Raw genomic sequence first — 22,794 nt, 5'->3', positions numbered from 1 at the left:
TTAAAAATTAACTGAAAACTTTATAATGCTCACGATAATTCGTTGTTTATGTGATATTATCAGTTAGGAGCAGAATGAGGAGAGGTTTTTAAGAAACTTTCGTTGTTCTAGCTTTATTATTGATATTAGGAGGCATTTACATCATGAGCACAAGCGAACATTCACGCTCTGGCAATAAATTGATTTTAGCAATTGTATTAAGTGTATTAACGTATTGGCTATTTGCCCAATCGTTTATAAATATATCAACACCGGTTCAACAGACTTATCATACTACTCCAGGAATTTTAAATTTATCTGTGAGTATCACTTCTTTTGCAACGGGTATTTTTATGGTAGGTGCGGGTGATATATCAGATAAAATTGGCCGCTTAAAAATGACTTATATTGGCATTATTTTAAGTATTATAGGGTCACTATTGATTATTATTTCTGATATTACAGCATTACTACTTATTGGTAGAATTTTGCAAGGGGTCTCTGCGGCTATATTATTACCTTCAACGGTTGGCGTGTTCAATGACCAATTTAATGGTAAAGCATTACGTAGAGCGTTCAGTTACTTAATGATTGCTAGTGTGGGTGGCATAGGTTTGGCCTCCATGGTTGGAGGATTGATCGCTACATATATTAATTGGCAATCTAACTTTTTACTGTCTATCATTATTGCAATTATTGCATTTGTATTATTATTTGGCACGAAAGAAGAAGCTAAGGAAGTTATAGACAAACGGCCTTTCGATTATGTAGGTATGTTAATATTTGCGGTGCTTATAGGCAGTATTACTTTATTTGCAACACAAGGCTTTGAACAAGGCTGGACAAGTGCTTTTTCAATGATTTGCTTAAGTATTTTTGTTATTTCAACAATTATATTTTATTTCTTTGAGCGTCGTAAACACTTACCTTTTATAGATTTTGAGTTATTTCGAAATCGCGGTTTAATGGGTTCATCTGTAGTTAATTTTGTTTTAAACTCAGCTGTAGGTATTACAACTGTATTTAATATGTACGCCCAAACTGAACTAGGGTTAAGTTCGTTCCAGTCTGGATTAGTAACGGTGCCTTACGTAATTATGGCAATTTTAATGGTTCGTTTAGGTGAGAAAATTTCGATGAAGCATGGTGGAAAACCAATGTTACTATTAGGGCCAGCTTTTCCTGCTATTGGTATTATATTCATTAGTTTAACGACTTTACCGTCTGAATGGTATATTGCAGCAGTCACGTTTGGTTTTGTCATTTGCGCAATCGGTAATGGTTTATGTGCGACACCTGGTTTAACTGTTGCAATATTAACTATTCCTGATGAAAAGGTAGGTCTTGCTTCAGGCCTTTATAAAATGAGCGCTACTTTAGGCGGCGCCTTTGGTATAGCGATGTACACGACTATTTTCGCAGCTTTACAAGTATCAAATAGTGCTAGTGTAGCAGCGGCTTGGTCAATGATTACAGGTATATCTCTGATGATTATAGGCATCATTGTAGCGCAAATCATTATTCCCAAAAATATAAAAGCATAATGCATCACGAAAAATTAAATATATAGTAATTATCTAGCCAATACTATGAGGGCGGGTTAAGAAATCGATTTAAAAATTTTGGTTTCTATCCCGCCCTCTTGTTATTAAAATTATTCAATTATATTAACAGTAAATAAGATAAAGTGCACCCTATAGTTTGAAAATTATAAAAGAGTTACTTATATAGATGGACAATGTTATGAACATAAACATATCTTGATTACTTTCAGACAAATTATATAGATTTTGAATTATAATTATACATTAGTTGTATTTTAAATTTATAATACATGTTATCATCAATTAATTGTGATTATATTAAATTTACAAAATGCTTATAACAAATTTAGAGGTGCAATTTATGAAATACTATGGAGAAATCCCTGTCATAAGAGCTATAGCAACGATGTTAGTGCTTTGTATACATTTAACTGCACAATTATATAATTCCAATGGAGTTATCGTTGATCCAATTTTATCTTATTTTAACCAAATAGCAAGACTAGGGACGCCTATTTTTGCAGTAATTAGTGCGTTTTTACTTACAAGCTCAACACTAAAGCGTGAGTTTGAATTACCTTATTTTATTAAATCTAGATTCACAAAAATTTTAATACCCTATATACTTTGGACTACTTTATATATCATATTGAGAATGGTTTTATCAAATACATATTATCCAGCAGGAACACCAATAATTAAGTATTATCTTTTAGGGACGGCAGAAATTCATTTGTACTTTATTTTAGTAGTGATTCAATTTTATGTATTATTTCCTTTTGTACATAAACTGAAAAAAGGAGCGCCACTTATTATTGCATATATAATAGGAACGCTTATTAATGTGCTTTGGTTAAACTATGGTAGTGACACAGTTACTTTGCATAGTGAGATGTTGAATACGTTTGTTAATAGTAAAGCATTTATCTTAAATTGGATATCCTTCTTTTTCCTCGGTATCGGCTATGCTAAGTATTATAAGGAAATTAATGATATTGTTTTGAAATATAAAATATATTTTAAAATCATTGGAATACTACTATTTATCGATTTAATTATTAAAATTGATATTACAAATTTATATGGTTCGACAAATGTTGCTAATGTCGTATATATACCAATTTTTCTTGCTTTATTAATCATATTTTATAATCATGTTAAAAATCATACATTGCTAACTCAAACTCTAACGGTTATAGGTAATTATTCAATGGGAATTTATTTAATTCACGTTTTTATAATCATGGTATACAGACAAACTCCATTTGTTGATATCGTGAATAATCCATCTACATTTGTGGTTTCATATATTATTGTATTATGTGTTTCAGTATTATCGATTTATTTAATAAGTAAATTACCTTTTTCCAGTTTCATTGTTCCTATTCCATCTAAAAGGGCAATTGTTAATAAAAAAGACTGAGAGAAATATTAAACTGCCTCAGTCAACTAGACAACTAAATAATTAAAACAACTTAATGGTCACATTCATAGTTATGCTATGGATGTGACCATTTTAATGTTATTCGATTGGTAAAGTAATAGTGATAAATTAAAAATATTAGAAATTTAAAACATAGACACTTTTAAACTGATTTTTTAACAACGCCTATTGTTCCCTCCGTCACAATATTATAAAAATGATGAATAAAATCCTCTTTTTTAATTCTTTTCTTATCTTGAACCCAATGTTTCAATAGTGCAATTCCTGCTCCAGAAACATAACTCATAAAATAGTCGAAAGGCATGTCTCCTATTTTATTGTCTTTACTTTTATATGTGCTGAGATGATTTTGAATAAGCATATGTAACTTCTCTTGCAACATTGAAGCCTTTCCAATACTAAACATTGTTTTGTAGAACCCTATATTTGCATCAATGTGTTCAATCAAATAAGTCATAATACTTTTAACCATATGAGCTGGACTGTTTTCTCCAATAACTTTATGTTGTTGATTTATAAATGTTTGAAGCTCATCAATTTTTTCATTTTCCATAGTGTCTAATAAATCATATTTATCTACATAATAAGCATAAAAAGTACCACGATTTATATCTGCCAAATCAGCAAGCTGCTGTACAGTGATATTTTCAAAGGAAACTGTTTTTAACAGTTCTAAAAAATTTATTTTAATTGTTTGTTGAGACTTACGTATTCTACGGTCTTGAGCCATAAGTGTGTTCCTCCTTTAATATGCTCTTTTAGACAACAATATTATCCAGACTGTTGTTTTTCAAACAGTTATCATATACTTGCTTGTTGTTTATTACTTGTTATGAATATAAGGTAAAAGTGTATTAGAAAACAAGTAATTATTCTAAACGGAAGGAATGATTTAAATGACTAAACAAATGCTAGGTAATTCCAAATTAACTGCGACTCCAATAGAAGATATTAAAGAAGGGACAAATCATATCGTTGTTGATAGTATTCAATACGGTAACCAAGAAATGATTATGGAAAAAGATATTGCTGTGCCCATGTCAGATGGTGCAGAATTATATGTTAACGTCATTCGTCCAAATAAAGAAGGTACATTCCCAGTCGTGATGTCCGCAGACACATACGGTAAAGATAATAAACCAAATATTAATAACATGGGTCCACTTTGGCCAACACTTGGCGCAATTCCAACTTCAAGCTTAACACCTGAAGAATCTCCAGACCCTGGTTTCTGGGTACCTAATGACTATGTCGTTGTTAAAGTTGCGCTTCGCGGTAGCTCTAAATCAAAAGGATCTTTATACCCTTGGGGTCTTTCAGAAGCAAAAGACTACGCCGAAGTAATTGAATGGGCTGGCCAACAACCATGGAGTAACGGTAACGTTGGTACAAATGGTGTTTCTTATTTAGCAGTTACACAATGGTGGGTAGCTTCATTAAATCCTACTCATCTTAAAGCCATTATCCCTTGGGAAGGTTTAAACGATATGTATCGTGAAGTAGCTTTTCATGGTGGGATTCCTGATACAGGATTTTATAGATTTTGGCACGATGGTCTTATCAATAGATGGCCAGATTCAGATATTGAAGATTTAAAAGGTGCTCAAAAAAATCATCCTCTTTTCGATGATTATTGGAAAGGCAAACAAGCAAACCTTTCAGCTATTAAAGTGCCGATGTTCGTATGTGCAAGTTGGTCAACACAAGGCTTGCATAATCGCGGAACATTTGAAGGATTTAAACAAGCTTCTTCCAAGGATAAATGGCTTAAAATACACGGACGTAAAGAATGGGAAACATATTATGCACGCGAATCTCTTGAACAACAAAAAGATTTCTTTGATTATTACCTCAAAGGTATCGACAACGATTGGCAAGATACACCTAAAGTGAGCTACGAAGTCAGAGATAAATTTTATCAAGGTTATACAAAATATGCGACTGATTTCCCAATTCCAAATACAACTGCAACAGCTTTATATTTAGATGGTCAAACAATGTCACTCAATACTGAAAAACCTCAAGATACAGCTAAAGTTTCATATGATAGTGAAGTCGAAGACAAAGACGAAGTAAGATTTAGCACAGTATTTGACCAAGACACAGAGCTTACTGGTAATATGAAATTGAAACTATGGGTATCAGCAGATGAAGCAGACGACATGGATTTATTTGTAGGTATTAAAAAATTAAATCGCCAAGGCGAAGAAGTGAATTTCCCTGATTTTAATCATATTGAAGATGGGCAAGTTGCGACAGGTTGGTTACGCGTATCTCACCGTGAATTAGATCAAGATAAATCTAAACCACTACAACCATGGCATACACATGAAAGCGAAGATAAACTTAATAAAGAAGAAATTGTACCTGTAGAAGTTGAAATTTTACCATCTGGTACATTATTCAAACAAGGTGAAAGTATTCAAGTCGTTGTTAAAGCAAGCGAAGTTGTTAAAGGCAATAGTACACCTGGCCTCAAAACACGTTATGAACATAATGAAACAGTAAATAAAGGTATACACAACATTTACACAGGCGGGGTCTATGATTCACACATACTCGTGCCAGTGATAGATAATAACTAATATTTATAACTATATTTGATACTGATAAATAAAGTTAAAATACTGCAAAAACTTAACAATGTTGTTAAGTACTATTTATCGCTTCAAATGTGGGTTAATTCACAGGGTTGCTAATAATATACAGTACATCGGTTATATTATGAAAGTTAAATGCAATTTTAGACAGTGGGAAAAGAGTATTAAGTATATGAAAGGGAAATATCATATAGGTAACTTATTAAGTAGTGCAAATCGAATTTTTATAAATGGAGGAAGCAAAATGAATAAATTAGAATTAGAAGGCGCGACATTAAATTATTATAAAGTAGGTCAAGGTCCTATACTTATTTTAGTGCCAGGAGCCAATGGTACAGGTGATATATTTTTACCTTTAGCAGAGCACTTGAAAGATAACTTTACCGTCGTAGCTGTAGACCGTCGTGACTATGGTTATAGTGAGTTAACCGTACCTCTTCCTGAACGGGCGCAAAAACCTGATGACGATTATCGTGTTAAACGTGATGCCAAGGATATTGCAGAACTGGCGAAACACTTAAGCGATGAACCAGTATATCTACTTGGGTCTAGTTCTGGCGCTATCGTTACCATGCATGTTTTAAAAGATTACCCAGAAGTAATTCAACAAATTGCTTTTCATGAGCCGCCAATTAATACTTTTTTACCAGATAGTAAATACTGGAAAGATAAAAATGATGAAATTGTAGAACAAGTCTTAACTGAAGGTTTGCAAGTAGGTATGAAAACTTTTGGAGAAACATTGAATATTTCAGCAATCGATGAAAAAAGCATGGCTCAACCTGTTTCCGAGGATGAAAAAACACAATATGAACGCATGATGTTTTGGGCAGAATATGAAATTAGACAGTACACACATTCTGATATTAAATTAGAAGATTTATCACAATATAAAGACATCATAACGTTATTAAATGGGAATGACTCTAAAGGATCGTTTCCTCAAGATGTCAATTTTTATATCGCTGAACAAACGGGTATCAAAATCGTCGACATACCTGGCGGACATTTAGGATATATTCAGAAGCCTGAAGGATTTTCAGAAACAATATTATCGATATGGACATAATATTTTGATTAAAAAATGAGATGAAAGGTGATTACGATGGAAAATAATAAAAACATTTTAGTAATGGGTGCTTCCGGAAACCAAGGCAATGCAGTTGCAAAAAGTTTACTATCCAATGGTTGGATTGTGCATGCTATGACGCGGAATCCTAACCAATCTGCGATAAAAGAATTAGAACAAGATGGAGCTGTTATTGTACAAGCAGATATGAATGATAAACAGTCTCTTGTCGAAGCAATGGAAAATGTTTATGGTGTTTACAGCGTACAATCATTTGATCCTAAAGACCCTGATAAAGAAGTACAACAAGGAAAAATGGTGGCAGATGTAGCTAAGCAAGTAGGTACTACTCACTTTGTATACGGGTCAGCAGCTGGCGCTGAAAAGTATAGTGGAGCTGATAACTTTGCAAGTAAATGGCAAATTGAAGAATATATTCGTGCATTAGATTTACCGTATACAATCTTACGCCACACATTTTTCATGGATAATTTCACTGGTTTTGCGAAAGTGCAAGATGACAAAATAGTGATGCAAGGCTTTATGGATTCTGAAATACCATTACAGATGCTTGCCGTACAAGACATCGGTACTTTTACCGCTATTACTTTTAGCCAACCCAAACAATATATAGGCAAAGCTATGGAATTAGCGGGTGAAGAAATTACTTTAAATGAAATAGCTAAAAAGTTAAGTGAGAAATTTGAAGTATCTTGTGAAATAGTAGATGCACGTAAAAAGTTCCAACAAATGATGAAAATGTTCGAATGGTTTGAATATGAAGGCTATGAGGCTAATATAGCTGAATTACGTAAGGTAAATCCTCAACTACTTAATTTTGATGCTTGGCTCCAACAATCAGAATGGAAGGATTTCACTTAGTTCAAAATAATATTTTTACTTGGAAAATATATGAAAAGAAAGTTGTGTTTATATGAAGAGTATTACCCTTGAAGAACATTTTATATTACCAGAAGTTAAAGACGAAATGGCAAAACTTGTACAACCTGACCCAGAAGGTGTGCCTTTAAAGACTATGTTAGAGGCTTTAGAAAGTAAAACAGGGTTCACGGATGATGATGAGATACAGAATCACGAACAACGAATCAAATTTATGGAAGAACATAACGTAGCAGTCCAAATATTATCTTATGGTAATGGGGCGCCATCTAACCTGACAGGAGAAAAAGCAATTGAGCTCTGTCGGTATGCTAACGATAAATTGTATGATTATATTGAAATGTATCCAGAACGTTTTCTTGGGTTTGCCTGTATACCAATTAATGAACCTCAAGCAGCGGCTGAAGAATTAGAAAGGGCAGTTACGCAGCTAGGTTTTAAAGGTGTATTAATACCTGGACGACCTCATGATGGCTTTTTAGAGCAAGAGAAATATGATGTTATTTTTGCTAAAGCTGAAGCATTGGGCGTGCCTATATATTTACATCCTGCTCCAGTGAATGCGGATGTTTATCAAGCATATTACAAAAGCGATGCATATACAGACGCTACTGCCGCTTCATTTGCCTCCTTTGGCTATGGATGGCACGTTGATGTCGGTATCCACGCCATCCACCTTGTTTTAGGTGGTGTTTTCGATAAACATCCTAATTTGCAAATGATTATTGGACATTGGGGAGAGTTTATACCATTTTTCTTAGAGAGAATGGATGAAGCACTTCTTTCAGACCATCTCTTACACCCTATAAGTGAATACTTTAAAAATCATTTTTATATTACACCGAGCGGTATGCTGACGCAGCCACAATTTGAAATGGTTAAAAATGCATTTGGCATAGATAGAATACTTTACGCTGCTGACTATCCATATATTAAACCTGAGGGGCTGGGTACATTTTTAGAGGAATTAGGGTTATCGGAAGAAGACCAAGCCAAAATTAATTATAAAAACGCACGGCATTTGCTTAAACTTAGTGATAATTACCAATAGACTTAAACAAAGTGGAGAAGGAAAAAGCAAAGTGTCGTAGATAATTGTTCACAAATTAAGTTTTGTTATTACTGGTTTGAAATTCGAAACGATTAAGATCAAGGGACATAAAGTTCTTGGACAAGTGAAAAAAGGCAATTTCTATTGAAATAATATAGGAATTGCCTTTTTCTTATATTAAGTGCCATTAATACAAAGCCAAGTTCTCTTTTGACTTTATTTATACCTCTAACCGACATTCGAGTGAAACCCAAAATAGCCTTCATAAATCCAAAACAGGTTCTACATCAATTTTTCTTTGATTGTAGATTTCTTTTGTTTCTGGTTCCAAAAGCTTTTGATTGATATGGGCTTTGAAATATTCCGAGTTATCATTTCTCATTATTTTTTATTCGATTTTGAATTTGGTTTCATACAATGGTTCTTTAGAGGACATTCTGAACAATCATCGCATTCATATAATTTAAAATCTCTCCTAAATACATATTTATCATGGCGATAGGCATGCCTTTTATATCTTTTGATTTTAGTTCGCTTTTGACGTGCTTGCTTTCTTAACCGAGTACATTTTTCGTGTTTAATATGATTATTTAAATCTTTAATTTCTTTATCCAAATGAATACAAATTAAATCTATTTCTTCTTGTGTTAATTCATAATCATTAACTTCTTTAATCTTAGGTATGATTTTGCCTTTCACTAATTCATTATCTAACGCTTTAGAATCTTCATTCATTTTTGATTCATAGTTTTGAATACTCTTTTTCCACACAAATTTATATCTATTGGTATTAGCTTTCAGTTTTGTACCATCAATAAAATAGTCCTATCATCTATAAGTTTTTGTTTCAGACATTGACTGGGAAATTGAATAAATAAAGATTCTAATAGGGCATCTTCTTTAGGATTTACTCTAAAACGATTAATTGTTTTATAAGAAGCTGTTTGATTTTCTAATGGGTTGAATTTTTAAATATGTACCACAAGGCCATAACCATTCCAATGGACCAAATAAAAAATAATGTATCCATATGGATGAAAAAACAACCTGAAATGCAATAACTGCCACATATAATAAAAGCATGCCATAAGTATGGACGGTATAATTTGAAAGAATCGGTGTTAAAATAACAACGTCTATGATTGTTTGGCCTAGGTAATTCGTGAATGCCGTTTTCCCATACGAAATCAATATAGAAAGGCATTTTTGTACCGGTTTAATTTGATATAGTAATAAAATTGAAAATATAAAACATACCAATAATAGGACCACTGTTTTGATTAAAGCTATGCAGTAATTCATCATTTTGAATGAATAATGCAAGTATCCAAATAGGAAATGTAAGTATTAAAAAAAGAACCAATAATTTTTTAATTTAGGCAATAAACTTTTATTCGTGAAAATACCGAGATAGTAAAGTGCTTGCCCTAATAACATATGTCCTAATGTTGAGAACATGGCCATTAATAAAACAAATGAACTGATCAAATTAGGAATATGAATCCCTTTAATTTCTAAAAATTTCGTTAATATAGGTAAAAAATTCCCCAAAATAGTTAATAAAACACCAAAAATTAGTTTTAATTTATTTCGTATCTTTTGGAAAAGTAGTAAAAGTGCCCCCATGACTGCATATAGTTTAAGAATATCACCATCCCATAATAAGGAACTTGATGCGCCAACAATAAATAAAAGAACCATTCGACGTATATGCACCCAAATGGTTAACCTTTTTTTGTAAATTATTTATAAAAATAGAAGTACTGACACTAAAAAAAGCGAATATAAAATGAAATTTATTTAAACTGAACATTTCTATATAATTAATAACTTTACTTTCAAATGTGTTCATCTCTATACTTTTTGTATCAGAGGGTTCAAAAAAGTGAATATTAATTAATAGAACACCTATAATAGCTATACCACGTATAACGTCAATGAGGTTAATTCTTGTTAGCGAAGCTGTACCTTTTTGTACGTTCGTTTTACTCCTCTTTTCCAATAATATAAATCCCATTCATCATAAATAGCTCTTCCTTGTTCTAAATGTTGTACTTAAGACGATCAATCTTATCTATTATAATTAAATTAATATAATTAAAGAAATTAATTTAATGTTTGCTATGCTCATACCCATACTTATTTTCAACACGTAATTTTTGTCCCAAATTAATACTTGCAGTAATACTATATAGCTCACTATTTAACCTTGTTTTTTTCAGCTGGGGCAGTATAAAATATCTTTTCACAGGCATATTCATTTTATCGATGCTCCTGCAAATCCAAATTTGTAATCCAGTTGAAACTCTTGCATAACTTATTTTCAAAATACAAACCTCCTATATACATATTCAATTACTGTACATTTTTTATAAGATAATCAAAATTAAATTATTAAGACTACATATTATAAAAAATGATCAGGCACTATCATTTGTTGAATCAATCTTCTTTAATACTTTGTGAATAAAAGTGGAAAACCATCTACATTTTCTTTCTCAATGAATACCAATAATATTATTATGTTACAGTGTAATCGTTCAATCGTTTAATTAATTAAACAGATGGGAGGAAAATATTGAAGAATACTGACGAATTAAAAAAATTAGCAAATGAGTTTCAAGAATGCCAAAACATATTGATAGCAATCGGCGATGAAACACGTCAATCAATTATGCTAGCTCTTATTGAAGTAGGATGTAACGAAGGAATGCGTGTCGGAGAGATTACTAGGAAGACCCACTTATCTCGTCCATCAGTATCTTATCATTTAAAGATTTTGAAAGAATCTAATATTGTGACTCTAGAAAAAATTGGTACAAAAAATTTTTATTATATTAATCCAGAAAATACTAGTATTAAAGCTTTACAAAAAATGATTAACCATATGAATAATTATATTGAGAAATATAACATTCCAGAAGAGGAAAGAGAGTTTTAATATGACGAAAAAAGTAGAAACAAAATTAGTAATGAAAAATTTCACTTCTAAAAATCGTTTTTTCAAAGCATCTATGAGTGAAACATTAGGCGATCGCTATAATAGCCCAACAAAAGGTATAGTGAACTTATATAGCCGTTGGTCTACTGGGGGTGCTGGTATATTGATGACAGGTAATGTTATGGTTGATCGCAATGCATTAGGTGAACCAGGAAATATTGTGATAGAAGATGAAAGAGATATAACAATATTGGAACATTGGGCTAAAGCAGGAACCCAAAACAATAATCATTTGTGGATGCAGATTAATCATCCAGGTAAGCAATCACCTAAACATTTATCTAAAGAACCTTTAGCACCCAGTGCCATCCCAATTGGTGGGACAATGGCTAATGCTTTCAGCCCCCCACGTTCTTTAAATCAAACTGAAATTTTAGATATTATAAAACGTTTCGGAAATACTGCATATATCGCGAAAAAAGCAGGTTTTACTGGTATACAAATCCATGCAGCACATGGCTATCTTATTAATCAATTTCTATCGCCACATCACAACCAACGAAATGATGAATGGGGAGGTAGCCTTAAAAATCGAATGCGCTTTTTGATGGAAGTTTATCATGAGATAAGACGTCGAATAGGCGAAAATTTTCCTATTGCAGTTAAGTTAAACTCCGCGGATTTTCAACGTGGTGGTTTTACAGAAGAAGAATCAATGAAAGTTCTAGAAGCTGTTGATATTGCTGGGATTGATTTAATCGAAATTTCAGGAGGTAATTATGAAAATCCTGTTATGTTTGAAGGAAGTAACATTCGTGAAAGTACCAAAAAACGTGAAGCATACTTCCTAGATTATGCAGATAAAGCAAGGCAATTAGTAAAAGCTCCAATTGTTGTAACTGGTGGTTTTCGTACGGCTGAAGCTATGGAGGATGCAATTAATAACGGTTCTATTGATATGGTAGGTATTGCAAAGCCTTTAGCTATTAATCCTGATTTACCTAAACAAATAAATAACGGGATATATAAAACGTCAGATTTACCTAAGCTTACAACTAACATCAAATTTATAGATAAAAAGTTAGGATCAATGTTAGAACTTAGTTGGTATGAAGCCCAATTTTATTTAATGGCACATGGAAAATCACCTAATCTTAAATTGAATATATGGAGAGCTTTATGGATAAGCTTTAAGAAAAACGGTATAACCTCATTTACTAGAAGACGTTGACCTCTGTATCTAAAAATAATAAAAAGCGAGGAATTAAATATGGTTTATAAACAGCAAATAGCATGGAAAAAACTCGAATCTAACTTGCCTGAAAAATTTCATTTTACAGAAGAATATAAGCCGAATGAAGAGTGGTGGGATTGGAAAGGACATCGTGTACATCTAGACACATTTAGAAACGAAAACGCAGATGCCAAAATAATATTATTACATGGTGTTGGCACCAATGGTAGACAATTGTCATTAATTGTAGGAGGGCCTTTAGCAAATAAAAATTATGAGACCATAGCAATTGATATGCCAACATATGGCATGACCCAGGTTAAAAAGGGGGAAATTGTTACTTATGATGATTGGGTGAATTTAGCTTCTGATTATATAGATGAAGAAAGTAAAAAAGATGGACGTCCTATCTTTTTATATGGGTTAAGTGCTGGTGGCATGGAAACATTCCATGTTGCTGCCAAAAACAAAAAAGTTAAGGGTATTATTGGTATGACATTTTTAGATCAGCGTAAACAAATGGTTCGAGATGAGACTTCTCACGATATTTTTATGAGTAGAATAGGTATCCCAGCAGCAGGGTTAATGCGTAAAATCGGTCTTGGTTTTCTAAAAATACCTATGAAAATAGCTTCTAAAATGTACACTTTAGCTAATAATGATACTGTACTAAAAATAATGTTACATGATAAGACATCAGCCGGTAATTTAGCAACAATGACTTTCTTAGACTCATATGGTAATTACAAGCCAGAAATGGAGCCTGAAATATTCGATACTTGTCCTGTATTATTAACACAACCAGCCTTAGACCGTTGGACGCCCAAATATTTAAGTATCCCATTTTTAGCCGCATTAAAAAATGTAGAACACGAAATTGTAGATTTAGAAAATGGAGGTCACTATCCTGTAGAACAACCTGCATTAGATGAGTTAGTAGAAGCTATTAATTATTTTATCAAAAAATATAAATAACTTTTCGTAAAACTATAGGCATTGTTTTAATCATTATAGGTATTATTTTACTTAGATTTTTTTAATATCCTCCATTAGAGAAACAATTATTATATAGAAAAAGCGTACGAATTCGTACGCTTTTCTTGTGTTATTATTAAAAACTCATAACAGACAAATATTATGAGTTTTTAGACGCTGTTTCAGAACCCTCATTTACATCGAACTAAGATTATCTATGTTAATAGTATTATAAGGTTATATAATATATTCACTTTAGTAAAATGGATTAATTAATCAATTTCTTCTTACTCTCTTTTCTGTCTTATTTAAAATATTTAATTTTTTTTATCCATAATATTGAGTCATTTGGAAAAATATTAATTATATATTCACTGATATGTCCAATTTTTTTGCGATGCCTTTCCATAACTGGGTTCGTTATTGTTTGAAGTGCTGTTTTGTATTTCTTTTTTAATATTTATAAAGCACATTGTTTTTTTCATAAGATATATAAACAATTGACTGAAAGCGTTAACAATATTAGTATATTAATAAGTATTGGTTATGTATTGGTTTAATTTTGGTTTTAAATGAGGAGAGTGCGTATGGATATTTCAGAAGTTGATAAGAAAAATAATAAAATGAAAAAAATCACTCTTATTGCAACATTTGGTGGGCTCTTATTTGGTTTTGACACTGGTGTGATTAACGGAGCTTTACCATATATGTCAATGGCGAATCAATTGGATTTAACGCCAGCAACTGAAGGTTTAGTATCAAGTTCTTTAGTTTTTGGAGCAGCATTTGGGGCAATTACTGGTGGAAGATTATCAGACTCTTTTGGACGGCGTAAAATGATATTAGTGTTAGCAATTATCTTCTTTATTGCAACGCTCGGGTGTGGGCTTTCTCCTAACATATATTATATGGTTACTTTTCGTGTAATACTTGGTTTAGCTGTTGGTGGCGCTTCTGTTATTGTGCCAACATTTCTTTCAGAAATGTCTTCTAAGGAAAAAAGAGGCCGTATGGTTACACAAAATGAATTAATGATAGTTTCAGGACAATTAATGGCTTATGTTATTAATGGTGTTTTAGGAAACTTAGTGGATAACCCAGGGGTATGGAGAGTAATGCTTTTAGTAGCAACAATACCAGCAATAATATTATGGTTTGGCATGTTAAAAGTGCCAGAAAGTCCTAGATGGTACGGAAGTAGAAGTAAATATTGGCCAGCTTATACTATTTTAAGAACGATTAGAGATGAAAAAACTGCAGCTGAAGAAGTAAAAGAAATTAAGACTATTATAGATAAGGAAAAATTAATAAAAAATGAATCAAGCAATGAATTTTCCAAACCATGGGTTCGCAAAATATTATTTATCGGCATCGGTATTGGCATTGTTCAGCAAATTACTGGCGTGAATTCAATAATGTATTATGGTACAGAAATTTTAAGAAATGCTGGTTTTGCTACAAAAGCAGCATTAATTGGTAATATAGCAAACGGTGTTATTTCCGTACTAGCTACTTTTGTAGGAATTTGGTTATTAGGGAGAGTAGGCAGACGTCCTATGCTTCTTACAGGGCAATTAGGTATTATATTCACATTGATTTTATTAAGTATAATGCCCGTGATTCTAGAGGGAACGTTTATTTTGCCATTTGTTATATTATTATTGACTGTAACATTTCTAGGCTTCATGCAAGGTAGTATTGCTCCAGTGACCTGGCTTATGCTTTCTGAGATATTTCCTTTAAAGATTAGAGGTATTGGGATGGGGGCTAGTGTATTTTTTTGTTGGATGACTAATTTTTTAGTTAGTTTGATTTTCCCTGTTTTACTTGGACACATAGGGCTATCACTGACATTTGTTTTGTTTGTAGTATTAAATCTTATAGCATTTACTTTTGTAAAAAAATTCTTGCCTGAAACTAAAGGTAAATCATTAGAAGAAATAGAATCATATTTTAAAGGTAGCGCAGACGAAAATAAAAGGTTGAATAATAACGTAGTGAAGGAGCAATAAAAGTTTTGATTTAAAAATGTAATTGTTGACGGAAAGCGTTAACAATTATATTATGATAATAAGTTGATTAAGTTTTGGTTTTTTATTTTATAGAAAAGGGTGATTTTATGGGAAAAAAATTAAAAATGACTACAGGGCAAGCTGTAATAGAGTTTTTAAAACAACAATATATATATGTTGATGGAGAAGAAATACAATTCGTAGAAGGAATATTTGATATTTTTGGACATGGTAATGTTGTAGGCATTGGCCAAGCTATTGAAGAAAATCCTGGCAATCTCAAGGTTATACAAGGTAAAAATGAACAAGGTATGGCTCATGCGGCTACAGCATTTAGTAAACAAAGATTAAGACGTAACATTTATGCAGTGACGACGTCTATTGGTCCTGGATCTGCTAACTTAACTGCAGCAGCTGGCACAGCCCTTGCTAATAATATTCCTGTTTTATTTTTACCAAGTGACACATTTGCGACAAGACAACCAGATCCAGTCTTACAACAAGTTGAACACGAAACGAATCAAACTACAACTACAAATGACGCTTTGAAAGCTGTTTCAAGGTATTGGGATCGAATTACACGTCCAGAACAATTAATGTCTAGTTTAATCAGAGCGTTTGAGATTATGACAAATCCAGCTCAAGCTGGGCCAGCGACTATTTGTATATCTCAAGACGTTCAAGGAGAAGCTTATGATTTTGATGAATCATTTTTTGTTAAAAGAGTTCATTATATCGATAGACCGGAACCTGTTGAACGTGAAATTAATTTAATGGTTGATAAAATTAAAAATAGTAAAAATCCAATTATACTCGTTGGTGGAGGAGCAAAATATTCCAATTCACGCGATGAATTAATTGAAATTTCAGAAAAATATAACATTCCTCTGGTTGAAACACAGGCTGGTAAATCGACCGTAGAAGCGAACTTTAAGAATAATTTAGGAGGTATGGGCATAACAGGCACATTGGCTGCAAATAAAGTTGCTTACGATTCTGACTTAATTATTGGTGTTGGTACAAGGTATACAGATTTCGCAACATCATCAAAAACAGCATTTAATTTTGAAAAAACTTCATTTTTAAATATTAATATTAACAGAATGCAAGCATATAAAATGGATGCCATACAAGTTATCGCCGATGCTAAAGTGACGCTTAAAAAACTTTTAGATAACTTAGGAGATTATAGAACAAATTATGAAAATAATATTAATAAGTTAAAAGAAGAGTGGAGAAATGAAAGAAAACGTTTAAGAACTATTCAATATGATAGAGATAATTTTGATCCAGAAATAAAAAATCAATTTAACCAAAATATCTTAAATGAATACGCGGATTCTTTAAATACCGAATTAATACAAAGTACTGTTGTATTGAAGATTAATGAAATTATTTCACCGAAAAGTAATGTCATAACGTCTGCAGGTTCTCTTCCTGGCGATATGCAACGTCTATGGAATGCAACAGTTCCTAATACTTATCATGTAGAATACGGCTATTCGTGTATGGGGTATGAAATTTCTGGGGCTTTAGGGGTCAAATTAGCTGAACCAGAAAATGAGGTATATTCATTTGTAGGGGATGGAAGTTTTTTAATGTTACATTCTGAATTTATTACATCACTACAATATAAGAAAAAAATTAATTTATTACTATTTGATAATTCTGGGTATGGTTGCATTAATAATTTACAAATGGAAAATGGAGTTAATAGTTATCATACAGAGTTTAGAACTTCAGAAAATGAAATATTAAATATAGATTATGCCAAAGTTGCTGAAGGGTATGGAGCAAAGGTATATAAAGTTTATTCACTAGAAGAATTAGAGGAAGCAATCAAAGACGCAGAACAGCAAGAAGTTAGCACGTTGATTGAAATTAAAGTGTTGCCTAAAACAATGACGGATGGGTATGAAAGTTGGTGGCACGTTGGAGTGCCTGAGGTCTCATCTTCAAAAAAGATTCAAGATGCTTTTGATTTAAAGACGAAAAAATTAAAGAAAGCTAAACAATATTAATGACAAAGGAGACAATATTATGAAATTAGCACTAGATCCAGCAATGTATACAGACTTATCAATGAAGGAAGTAATAGATAAAACGGCAAGATTAGGTTATGACTATATCGAACTTTCACCAAGAGAAGATTTTATACCTTTTTATAAGTACCCAAAAGTTGATAAAAGTATGATTAAAAATGTAAAAAAATGGTGTAGTGACGCCGGAGTTGAATTATCATCTATTTTACCTGTGATGGCATGGTCAGGACCAGATGAAGAGAGACGCCAAGGCGCTGTTAGAAACTGGAAACGAGCTATAGAAATCGCAACTGAATTAGACGTACAAGTGATGAATACAGAATTTAACGGAAATAAATATGAACCTCAAATATGTGAAGAAAAGTTTATTAAATCAATGGATGAATTATTGCCAATATTTGAAAAAGAAAGCATTAAATTGAATTTACAAGCACATCCTTATGATTTTATTGAGCGAAATGATGAGGCATTAAGAATGATAAGAGGTTTAAATAAAGAATGGATAAATTTGGTTTATTCAACTTCTCATACTTTTTTCCACGATAACGGAATAGGAGACATAGAGACGATGTTTGATGATGCAGGAGATAAGCTGCAACATGTGTTGTTTTCAGATACATTTAATCATACTGCTGCTAACGGTTTACGTTATATTGTAAACCCTCCAGGAGCTGAAGTGACAGTTCATCAACATCTTAATATCGGAGAAGGAGAAGTAGATTTTGAGACGATATTTAGAAAATTGAAAGAAATGAAATTTGACGGCATCGCTACAAATTCAGTTTTTGCATGGGTAGATAAAGCAGATGAGTCTGCAGCATTTATGTTAGAAAAATTAAAGAAAGAATTATTTTAATGTAACAAACAATAAACGAGGTGTTTTATGAAAATAGGATATAATGTAGCGACGACAAAAGAAAATGCAACATTGCAAGAAGAAATGGAATTATGTGAAAAACATGGGTATGATTTTATAGAAATTCAAATGGATAAACTTCCTGAATATTTAAAATCACATTCCCTTGAGGAAATGAAAGACTTTTTTGATAAACATCACATTAAGCCATTAAGTTTGAATGCCTTGCAGTTTTTCAATAATAGAACTCCCAAAGATTACAAATTAGTGTTAGAAACGTTTGAAGAATGGTTAAGTATTGCGGATTATATAGGGGCACAATATATTGTAGTAGTCCCTTTAGTAACAAATCAAAAAATATTAAACAAGGAAATTCATGAAAGTTGTGTACATGTATTAAAAGAGTTTTCAAATAAAGCAACTCAATATAATATAAATGTTGCTTTGGAATTTTTGGGTGCTCCCAACGCTACAGTTAATACATTAAAGCAAGCAGATGCGATTGTGGAAGAAGTTAATGAGAAAAACATAGGATTAGTTTTAGATTTCTTTCATTTTCATGCAATGGGATCAAATATTACTGATTTAAAAAAATCAACAATAAATAATTTGTTTTTACTACACATTAATGATGTAGATGACTATCCAATAGGCGTTTTAACCGATGAAGATAGATGTTTTCCAGGCTATGGGGTTATAGATATTGAAGGTATTTTATCAACTTTAAAAGAAGCTGATTTTAAAGGAGAATTTATCTCTATAGAGTTATTTCGACCTGAGTATTATAAAATGAAAGCAGAAGATGTCATTGTAAAATCGAAAAATACAATGGTCGATAAAATACGCCCCTTTTTTCCTGTAAAAGCATAAAATAAAACTTCAGTAGTATCAAACTACTGAAGTTTTTATATTTCTATATTAATATTATGTTCTTTGAAAAAATCAATAAACGCTTGGTTTGGTAGTTTATTAGTAATTAATGAATCAAGTTCTTCGCATTCCATGAATGTTAATAACGTTGATTCGCCAATTTTCGTGTGATCAACAAGCGCACAAGTATATTTAGAACGGGAAACGATTAACTTTTTAATTATGTTTTCTTCTAATTCAGCGTTAGATAATCCATTTTTAATATCTATACCTGTTGCTGCCATAAAAGCTTTATCAATATTAAATTTTTCGATTAAAGTATTAGAATCAATACCAATAAATGAACGTGTTCTATATTTGAATTTTTCACCTATGATAAATAAAGAGACATTTTTAAATAAAGAAGCTTTATTAATAATATCAAGGCTATTAGAAATAATAGTTAAAGGTATCTCAGTATTAACATAGTCTAAAATGTGTACGGTTGTTGTCCCAGTATCGATATAAATAACATCATTTGCTTTGATATGTTTTGCAGCAACGCTAGCGATATGTTTTTTTTCTTCAAAATGAGATATGTTTCTTTTAGAATAATCAACTGCTTGTGAAATAGTATTTTCGATGGTTTCAATGCCACCGTATACTTTTTTAACTTTGTTCATATTGGCTAAAATAGTTATGTCTCTGCGTATAGTGTTAATGGATACATTAAAAAATTCACTTAATTCATCGATAGATGCAGCTTTTTTCTCATTGATATAGTTTTCAATTTCATGTATTCTCTTTGATTTCATATTTATACCTCCGATATTTATATCATATACAATATTTCGAAATTACTCAATAGTTGATTAATAATTGATAAAAATTTGACAAAAATCTGATAATTATATAAAATTACCAACAAGTAATCAATATATAACCAATATTTAAAAGTTTAAACACGTTTTTTGAAAGCGTTTACTAAAAGGAGGATTTATAATGGTAAAAATTTTGAAGAATTATATAAATGGTGAATGGGTTGAATCAGAAACTAAGGAAACAATTGATGTCTATAATCCGGCAACTAAAGAAGTTATAGCTAAGGTTCCTGTTTCAACAAGATCAGAATTAGACGAAGTAGCAGAAATTGCTCAACATGCTTTTGAAGAATGGAGTCAAGTTGCAGTCCCAAAAAGAGCACGCTTATTGTTCAACTTACAACAAATTTTACAAGAAAACAAACAAGAGTTGGCAGAAATTATCACCAAAGAAAATGGTAAAAGTGTTGGTGAAGCTTTAGGAGAAGTACAACGCGGTATTGAAAATGTTGAGTTTGCGGCTGGAGCGCCATCACTTATGATGGGGGACTCTCTATCAAGCATTGCGACAAATATTGAAGGGACAAGCTATAAATATCCTGTAGGCGTTGTCGGTGGTATTACTCCGTTCAACTTTCCTATGATGGTGCCTTGTTGGATGTTCCCAATGGCTATAGCGTTAGGTAATACGTTTATTATTAAACCTTCTGAGAAAACGCCATTACTTGTTAATAAGCTTGCAGAGTTTATTGAACAAGCTGGATTCCCTAAAGGAGTTTTCAATGTAGTTCACGGTGCACATGACATTGTAAATGGTATTTGTGAAAACGAAAAAATAAAAGCAGTTTCATTTGTTGGTTCTAAACCTGTAGGTGAATACGTTTATAAAAAAGCTACTGAAAATTTAAAAAGAGCACAATGTTTAACAGGGGCCAAAAACCACACAATTATTCTGAATGATGCTGATATTGATACTGCTGTAAAAGACGTAATCGGCGCTGCATTTGGTTCAGCTGGAGAACGTTGTATGGCAGCCGCAGTGATTGCTGTTCAAGAAGGCGTATATGATGAATTTAAAGAAAAATTGGTTCAAGAAGCTAAAGATATTGTTATCGGTAATGGCTTAGAAGATAACGTATTCTTGGGGCCGGTAATTAGAGAAGAGAATAAGGAACGTACATTGAATTATGTAAATCAAGGTGTTGAAGAGGGTGCAACTCTTGTATTAGATGGCCGTGAAGATAATAATGATGAAGGATATTTCGTTAAACCTACGATTTTTGAAAATGTAACTACTGATATGAAGTTGTGGCAAGATGAAATTTTTGCCCCAGTATTATCTTTAAGTAAAGTAAAAGATTTAAAAGAAGGTATCGCATTAGCTAATAAATCAGAATTTGCGAATGGTGCTTGCTTATTCACAGACAGTGCTTCATCAATTAGATACTTTAGAGAATTTATCGATGCTGGAATGTTAGGTATTAATCTGGGAGTACCAGCACCGATGGCAGTATTCCCATTCTCAGGGTGGAAATCATCGTTCTTTGGTTCATTACACGCAAATGGCAAAGATAGCATTGACTTCTATACACATCGAAAAGTAGTAACTGCACGTCACGGAGAACCTCGATATTAAGGAGCGGATAAGAAATGGCTGAACTATTAAAAAAACCAATACATCAACCACTTAATGATGGTGTGAAAATAATACAAGATTTCAAACCGTCAGATGTAGATTTAGAATATACCGGTATCAAGGTGATTGATATTAAAGCTAAACAAGTATATGGCGAAGAAACAAATGATTTTGAAGCTTGTGTCGTAGCTTTAACTGGACAAATTGATGTTTCAGACGGCGATGATAAATATGAAGGTGTAGGTACCAGAGATTCAGTATTTGAAAAAATTCCAACTGATAGTGTCTATATATCAAAATCGCATATGATAGAAATTACGGCGCAAAGAGATGCACGAGTTGTCATTTGTTATTCCCCATGCGACAAAGAGAGAGAAACGCAACTGATTCCAGCAGATGAAAATTCTGTGGAGGATAGAGGTAAATATTCAAATAAACGACATGTGCATAATATTTTACCGGATTCACATACTGCTAGTGAAAAGTTACTAGTCGTTGAAGTCTATACAGATCAAGGAAATTGGTCTAGTTATCCGCCTCATAAACATGATGTAAATAATTTACCAAATGAGTCATTTCTTGAAGAAATTTATTACCACGAAATGAATCCACCGCAAGGATTTGTCTTTCAACGTGTTTATACAGATGACAAATCTTTAGACGAGACAATGGCTGTGGAAGATAGTGATGTCGTTATAGTGCCTAAAGGTTACCACCCAGTGGCGGTACCAGATGGATACAATAGTTATTATTTAAATGTAATGGCTGGACCACAAAAGGTATGGAAGTTTCATAATCAAAAAGAACATGAGTGGATTATAGATAGAAAGTAGGAGGAAGC

General features: G+C 32.2%; 19 protein-coding genes and 2 pseudogenes. 15 read left to right on the top strand and 6 right to left on the bottom strand.

Going from position 1 to position 22,794, the window contains the following annotated elements:
• The first annotated feature begins 143 nt into the window (after positions 1 to 143).
• Together J5E45_RS05110 and J5E45_RS05105 are read left to right on the top strand one after the other, a co-directional pair.
• Complete coding sequence (locus J5E45_RS05110; protein WP_208181730.1) at positions 144 to 1,523, top strand: MFS transporter; 1,380 nt, start codon at positions 144 to 146, stop codon at positions 1,521 to 1,523.
• Positions 1,524 to 1,884: 361 nt separating this feature from the next.
• Complete coding sequence (locus J5E45_RS05105; RefSeq protein ID WP_069792656.1) at positions 1,885 to 2,946, top strand: acyltransferase; 1,062 nt, start codon at positions 1,885 to 1,887, stop codon at positions 2,944 to 2,946.
• A 163-nt stretch (positions 2,947 to 3,109) separates the two neighbouring features.
• Here J5E45_RS05105 and J5E45_RS05100 read toward each other — a convergent pair whose 3' ends face one another.
• Positions 3,110 to 3,697, bottom strand: coding sequence for a TetR/AcrR family transcriptional regulator (locus J5E45_RS05100; protein WP_107549083.1), 588 nt, complete (start codon positions 3,695 to 3,697; stop codon positions 3,110 to 3,112).
• A 166-nt stretch (positions 3,698 to 3,863) separates the two neighbouring features.
• Between J5E45_RS05100 and J5E45_RS05095 the strand changes: the two genes are divergently transcribed.
• From J5E45_RS05095 to J5E45_RS05080, 4 genes are all read left to right on the top strand, one after another.
• Positions 3,864 to 5,552, top strand: a complete 1,689-nt coding sequence (locus J5E45_RS05095) for a CocE/NonD family hydrolase (RefSeq protein WP_208181729.1) — start codon at positions 3,864 to 3,866, stop codon at positions 5,550 to 5,552.
• A gap of 259 nt (positions 5,553 to 5,811) precedes the next feature.
• Positions 5,812 to 6,636, top strand: a complete 825-nt coding sequence (locus J5E45_RS05090) for an alpha/beta hydrolase (RefSeq protein ID WP_208181727.1) — start codon at positions 5,812 to 5,814, stop codon at positions 6,634 to 6,636.
• A 36-nt stretch (positions 6,637 to 6,672) separates the two neighbouring features.
• Positions 6,673 to 7,518 carry an NmrA/HSCARG family protein gene (locus J5E45_RS05085; RefSeq protein WP_119586232.1) on the top strand — a complete coding sequence of 282 codons (846 nt, stop codon included), beginning with the start codon at positions 6,673 to 6,675 and terminating at the stop codon, positions 7,516 to 7,518.
• A 52-nt stretch (positions 7,519 to 7,570) separates the two neighbouring features.
• On the top strand, positions 7,571 to 8,587 hold the full coding sequence (locus J5E45_RS05080; RefSeq protein ID WP_208181726.1) for an amidohydrolase family protein: 1,017 nt from the start codon (positions 7,571 to 7,573) through the stop codon (positions 8,585 to 8,587).
• A gap of 55 nt (positions 8,588 to 8,642) precedes the next feature.
• Here J5E45_RS05080 and J5E45_RS05075 read toward each other — a convergent pair.
• From J5E45_RS05075 to J5E45_RS05060, 4 genes and pseudogenes are all read right to left on the bottom strand, one after another.
• Positions 8,643 to 9,540 (bottom strand): annotated as a pseudogene (locus J5E45_RS05075) (transposase); the annotation flags it as partial.
• Positions 9,518 to 9,889, bottom strand: coding sequence for a DUF418 domain-containing protein (locus tag J5E45_RS14530; protein WP_420882514.1), 372 nt, complete (start codon positions 9,887 to 9,889; stop codon positions 9,518 to 9,520). The gene J5E45_RS14530 and the pseudogene J5E45_RS05075, both read right to left, overlap by 23 nt.
• Before the next feature lie 45 nt (positions 9,890 to 9,934).
• The gene (locus tag J5E45_RS05065) at positions 9,935 to 10,288 is read right to left on the bottom strand and encodes a hypothetical protein (RefSeq protein ID WP_208181723.1); all 354 of its coding nucleotides are present in this window, start codon (positions 10,286 to 10,288) and stop codon (positions 9,935 to 9,937) included.
• 306 nt (positions 10,289 to 10,594) lie between these two features.
• Positions 10,595 to 10,834 (bottom strand): annotated as a pseudogene (locus J5E45_RS05060) (AAA family ATPase); the annotation flags it as partial.
• Between the two features lie 331 nt (positions 10,835 to 11,165).
• Here J5E45_RS05060 and J5E45_RS05055 point away from each other — a divergent pair.
• The 7 genes from J5E45_RS05055 (at position 11,166) to J5E45_RS05025 (ending at position 19,517) form a co-directional block, all read left to right on the top strand.
• Positions 11,166 to 11,528 (top strand): ArsR/SmtB family transcription factor, encoded by a 363-nt coding sequence (locus J5E45_RS05055; RefSeq protein WP_208181721.1) that lies wholly within the window; start codon positions 11,166 to 11,168, stop codon positions 11,526 to 11,528.
• 1 nt (position 11,529) lies between these two features.
• Complete coding sequence (locus tag J5E45_RS05050) at positions 11,530 to 12,759, top strand: NADH:flavin oxidoreductase/NADH oxidase family protein (protein WP_208181720.1); 1,230 nt, start codon at positions 11,530 to 11,532, stop codon at positions 12,757 to 12,759.
• A 39-nt stretch (positions 12,760 to 12,798) separates the two neighbouring features.
• On the top strand, positions 12,799 to 13,737 hold the full coding sequence (locus J5E45_RS05045) for an alpha/beta fold hydrolase (RefSeq protein WP_208181718.1): 939 nt from the start codon (positions 12,799 to 12,801) through the stop codon (positions 13,735 to 13,737).
• A 587-nt stretch (positions 13,738 to 14,324) separates the two neighbouring features.
• On the top strand, positions 14,325 to 15,749 hold the full coding sequence (locus J5E45_RS05040) for a sugar porter family MFS transporter (protein WP_208181717.1): 1,425 nt from the start codon (positions 14,325 to 14,327) through the stop codon (positions 15,747 to 15,749).
• Between the two features lie 107 nt (positions 15,750 to 15,856).
• Positions 15,857 to 17,770 (top strand): 3D-(3,5/4)-trihydroxycyclohexane-1,2-dione acylhydrolase (decyclizing), encoded by a 1,914-nt coding sequence (gene iolD / locus J5E45_RS05035; protein WP_208181715.1) that lies wholly within the window; start codon positions 15,857 to 15,859, stop codon positions 17,768 to 17,770.
• Positions 17,771 to 17,789: 19 nt separating this feature from the next.
• Positions 17,790 to 18,647: a sugar phosphate isomerase/epimerase family protein gene (locus J5E45_RS05030; protein WP_101050708.1), complete on the top strand. Its 858-nt coding sequence runs from the start codon at positions 17,790 to 17,792 to the stop codon at positions 18,645 to 18,647.
• Between the two features lie 27 nt (positions 18,648 to 18,674).
• Entirely contained in the window at positions 18,675 to 19,517 is an 843-nt protein-coding gene (locus J5E45_RS05025) for a sugar phosphate isomerase/epimerase family protein (RefSeq protein WP_119586323.1), read from the top strand.
• 35 nt (positions 19,518 to 19,552) lie between these two features.
• Here the strand turns inward: J5E45_RS05025 and J5E45_RS05020 are convergent, their stop codons facing one another.
• Positions 19,553 to 20,311: a DeoR/GlpR family DNA-binding transcription regulator gene (locus J5E45_RS05020; RefSeq protein WP_101050710.1), complete on the bottom strand. Its 759-nt coding sequence runs from the start codon at positions 20,309 to 20,311 to the stop codon at positions 19,553 to 19,555.
• 187 nt (positions 20,312 to 20,498) lie between these two features.
• On the opposite strand from J5E45_RS05020, the gene J5E45_RS05015 reads away from it, so the two are divergent.
• On the top strand, positions 20,499 to 21,953 hold the full coding sequence (locus tag J5E45_RS05015) for a CoA-acylating methylmalonate-semialdehyde dehydrogenase (protein ID WP_119586181.1): 1,455 nt from the start codon (positions 20,499 to 20,501) through the stop codon (positions 21,951 to 21,953).
• A gap of 14 nt (positions 21,954 to 21,967) precedes the next feature.
• Positions 21,968 to 22,786, top strand: a complete 819-nt coding sequence (gene iolB / locus J5E45_RS05010) for a 5-deoxy-glucuronate isomerase (protein WP_208181714.1) — start codon at positions 21,968 to 21,970, stop codon at positions 22,784 to 22,786.
• Positions 22,787 to 22,794 lie beyond the last annotated feature (8 nt).

The sequence above is a fragment of the Staphylococcus shinii genome (assembly GCF_017583065.1).
Taxonomy (GTDB): Bacteria; Bacillota; Bacilli; order Staphylococcales; family Staphylococcaceae; genus Staphylococcus; species Staphylococcus shinii.
This window is presented reverse-complemented; position numbering and strand designations above follow the sequence as displayed.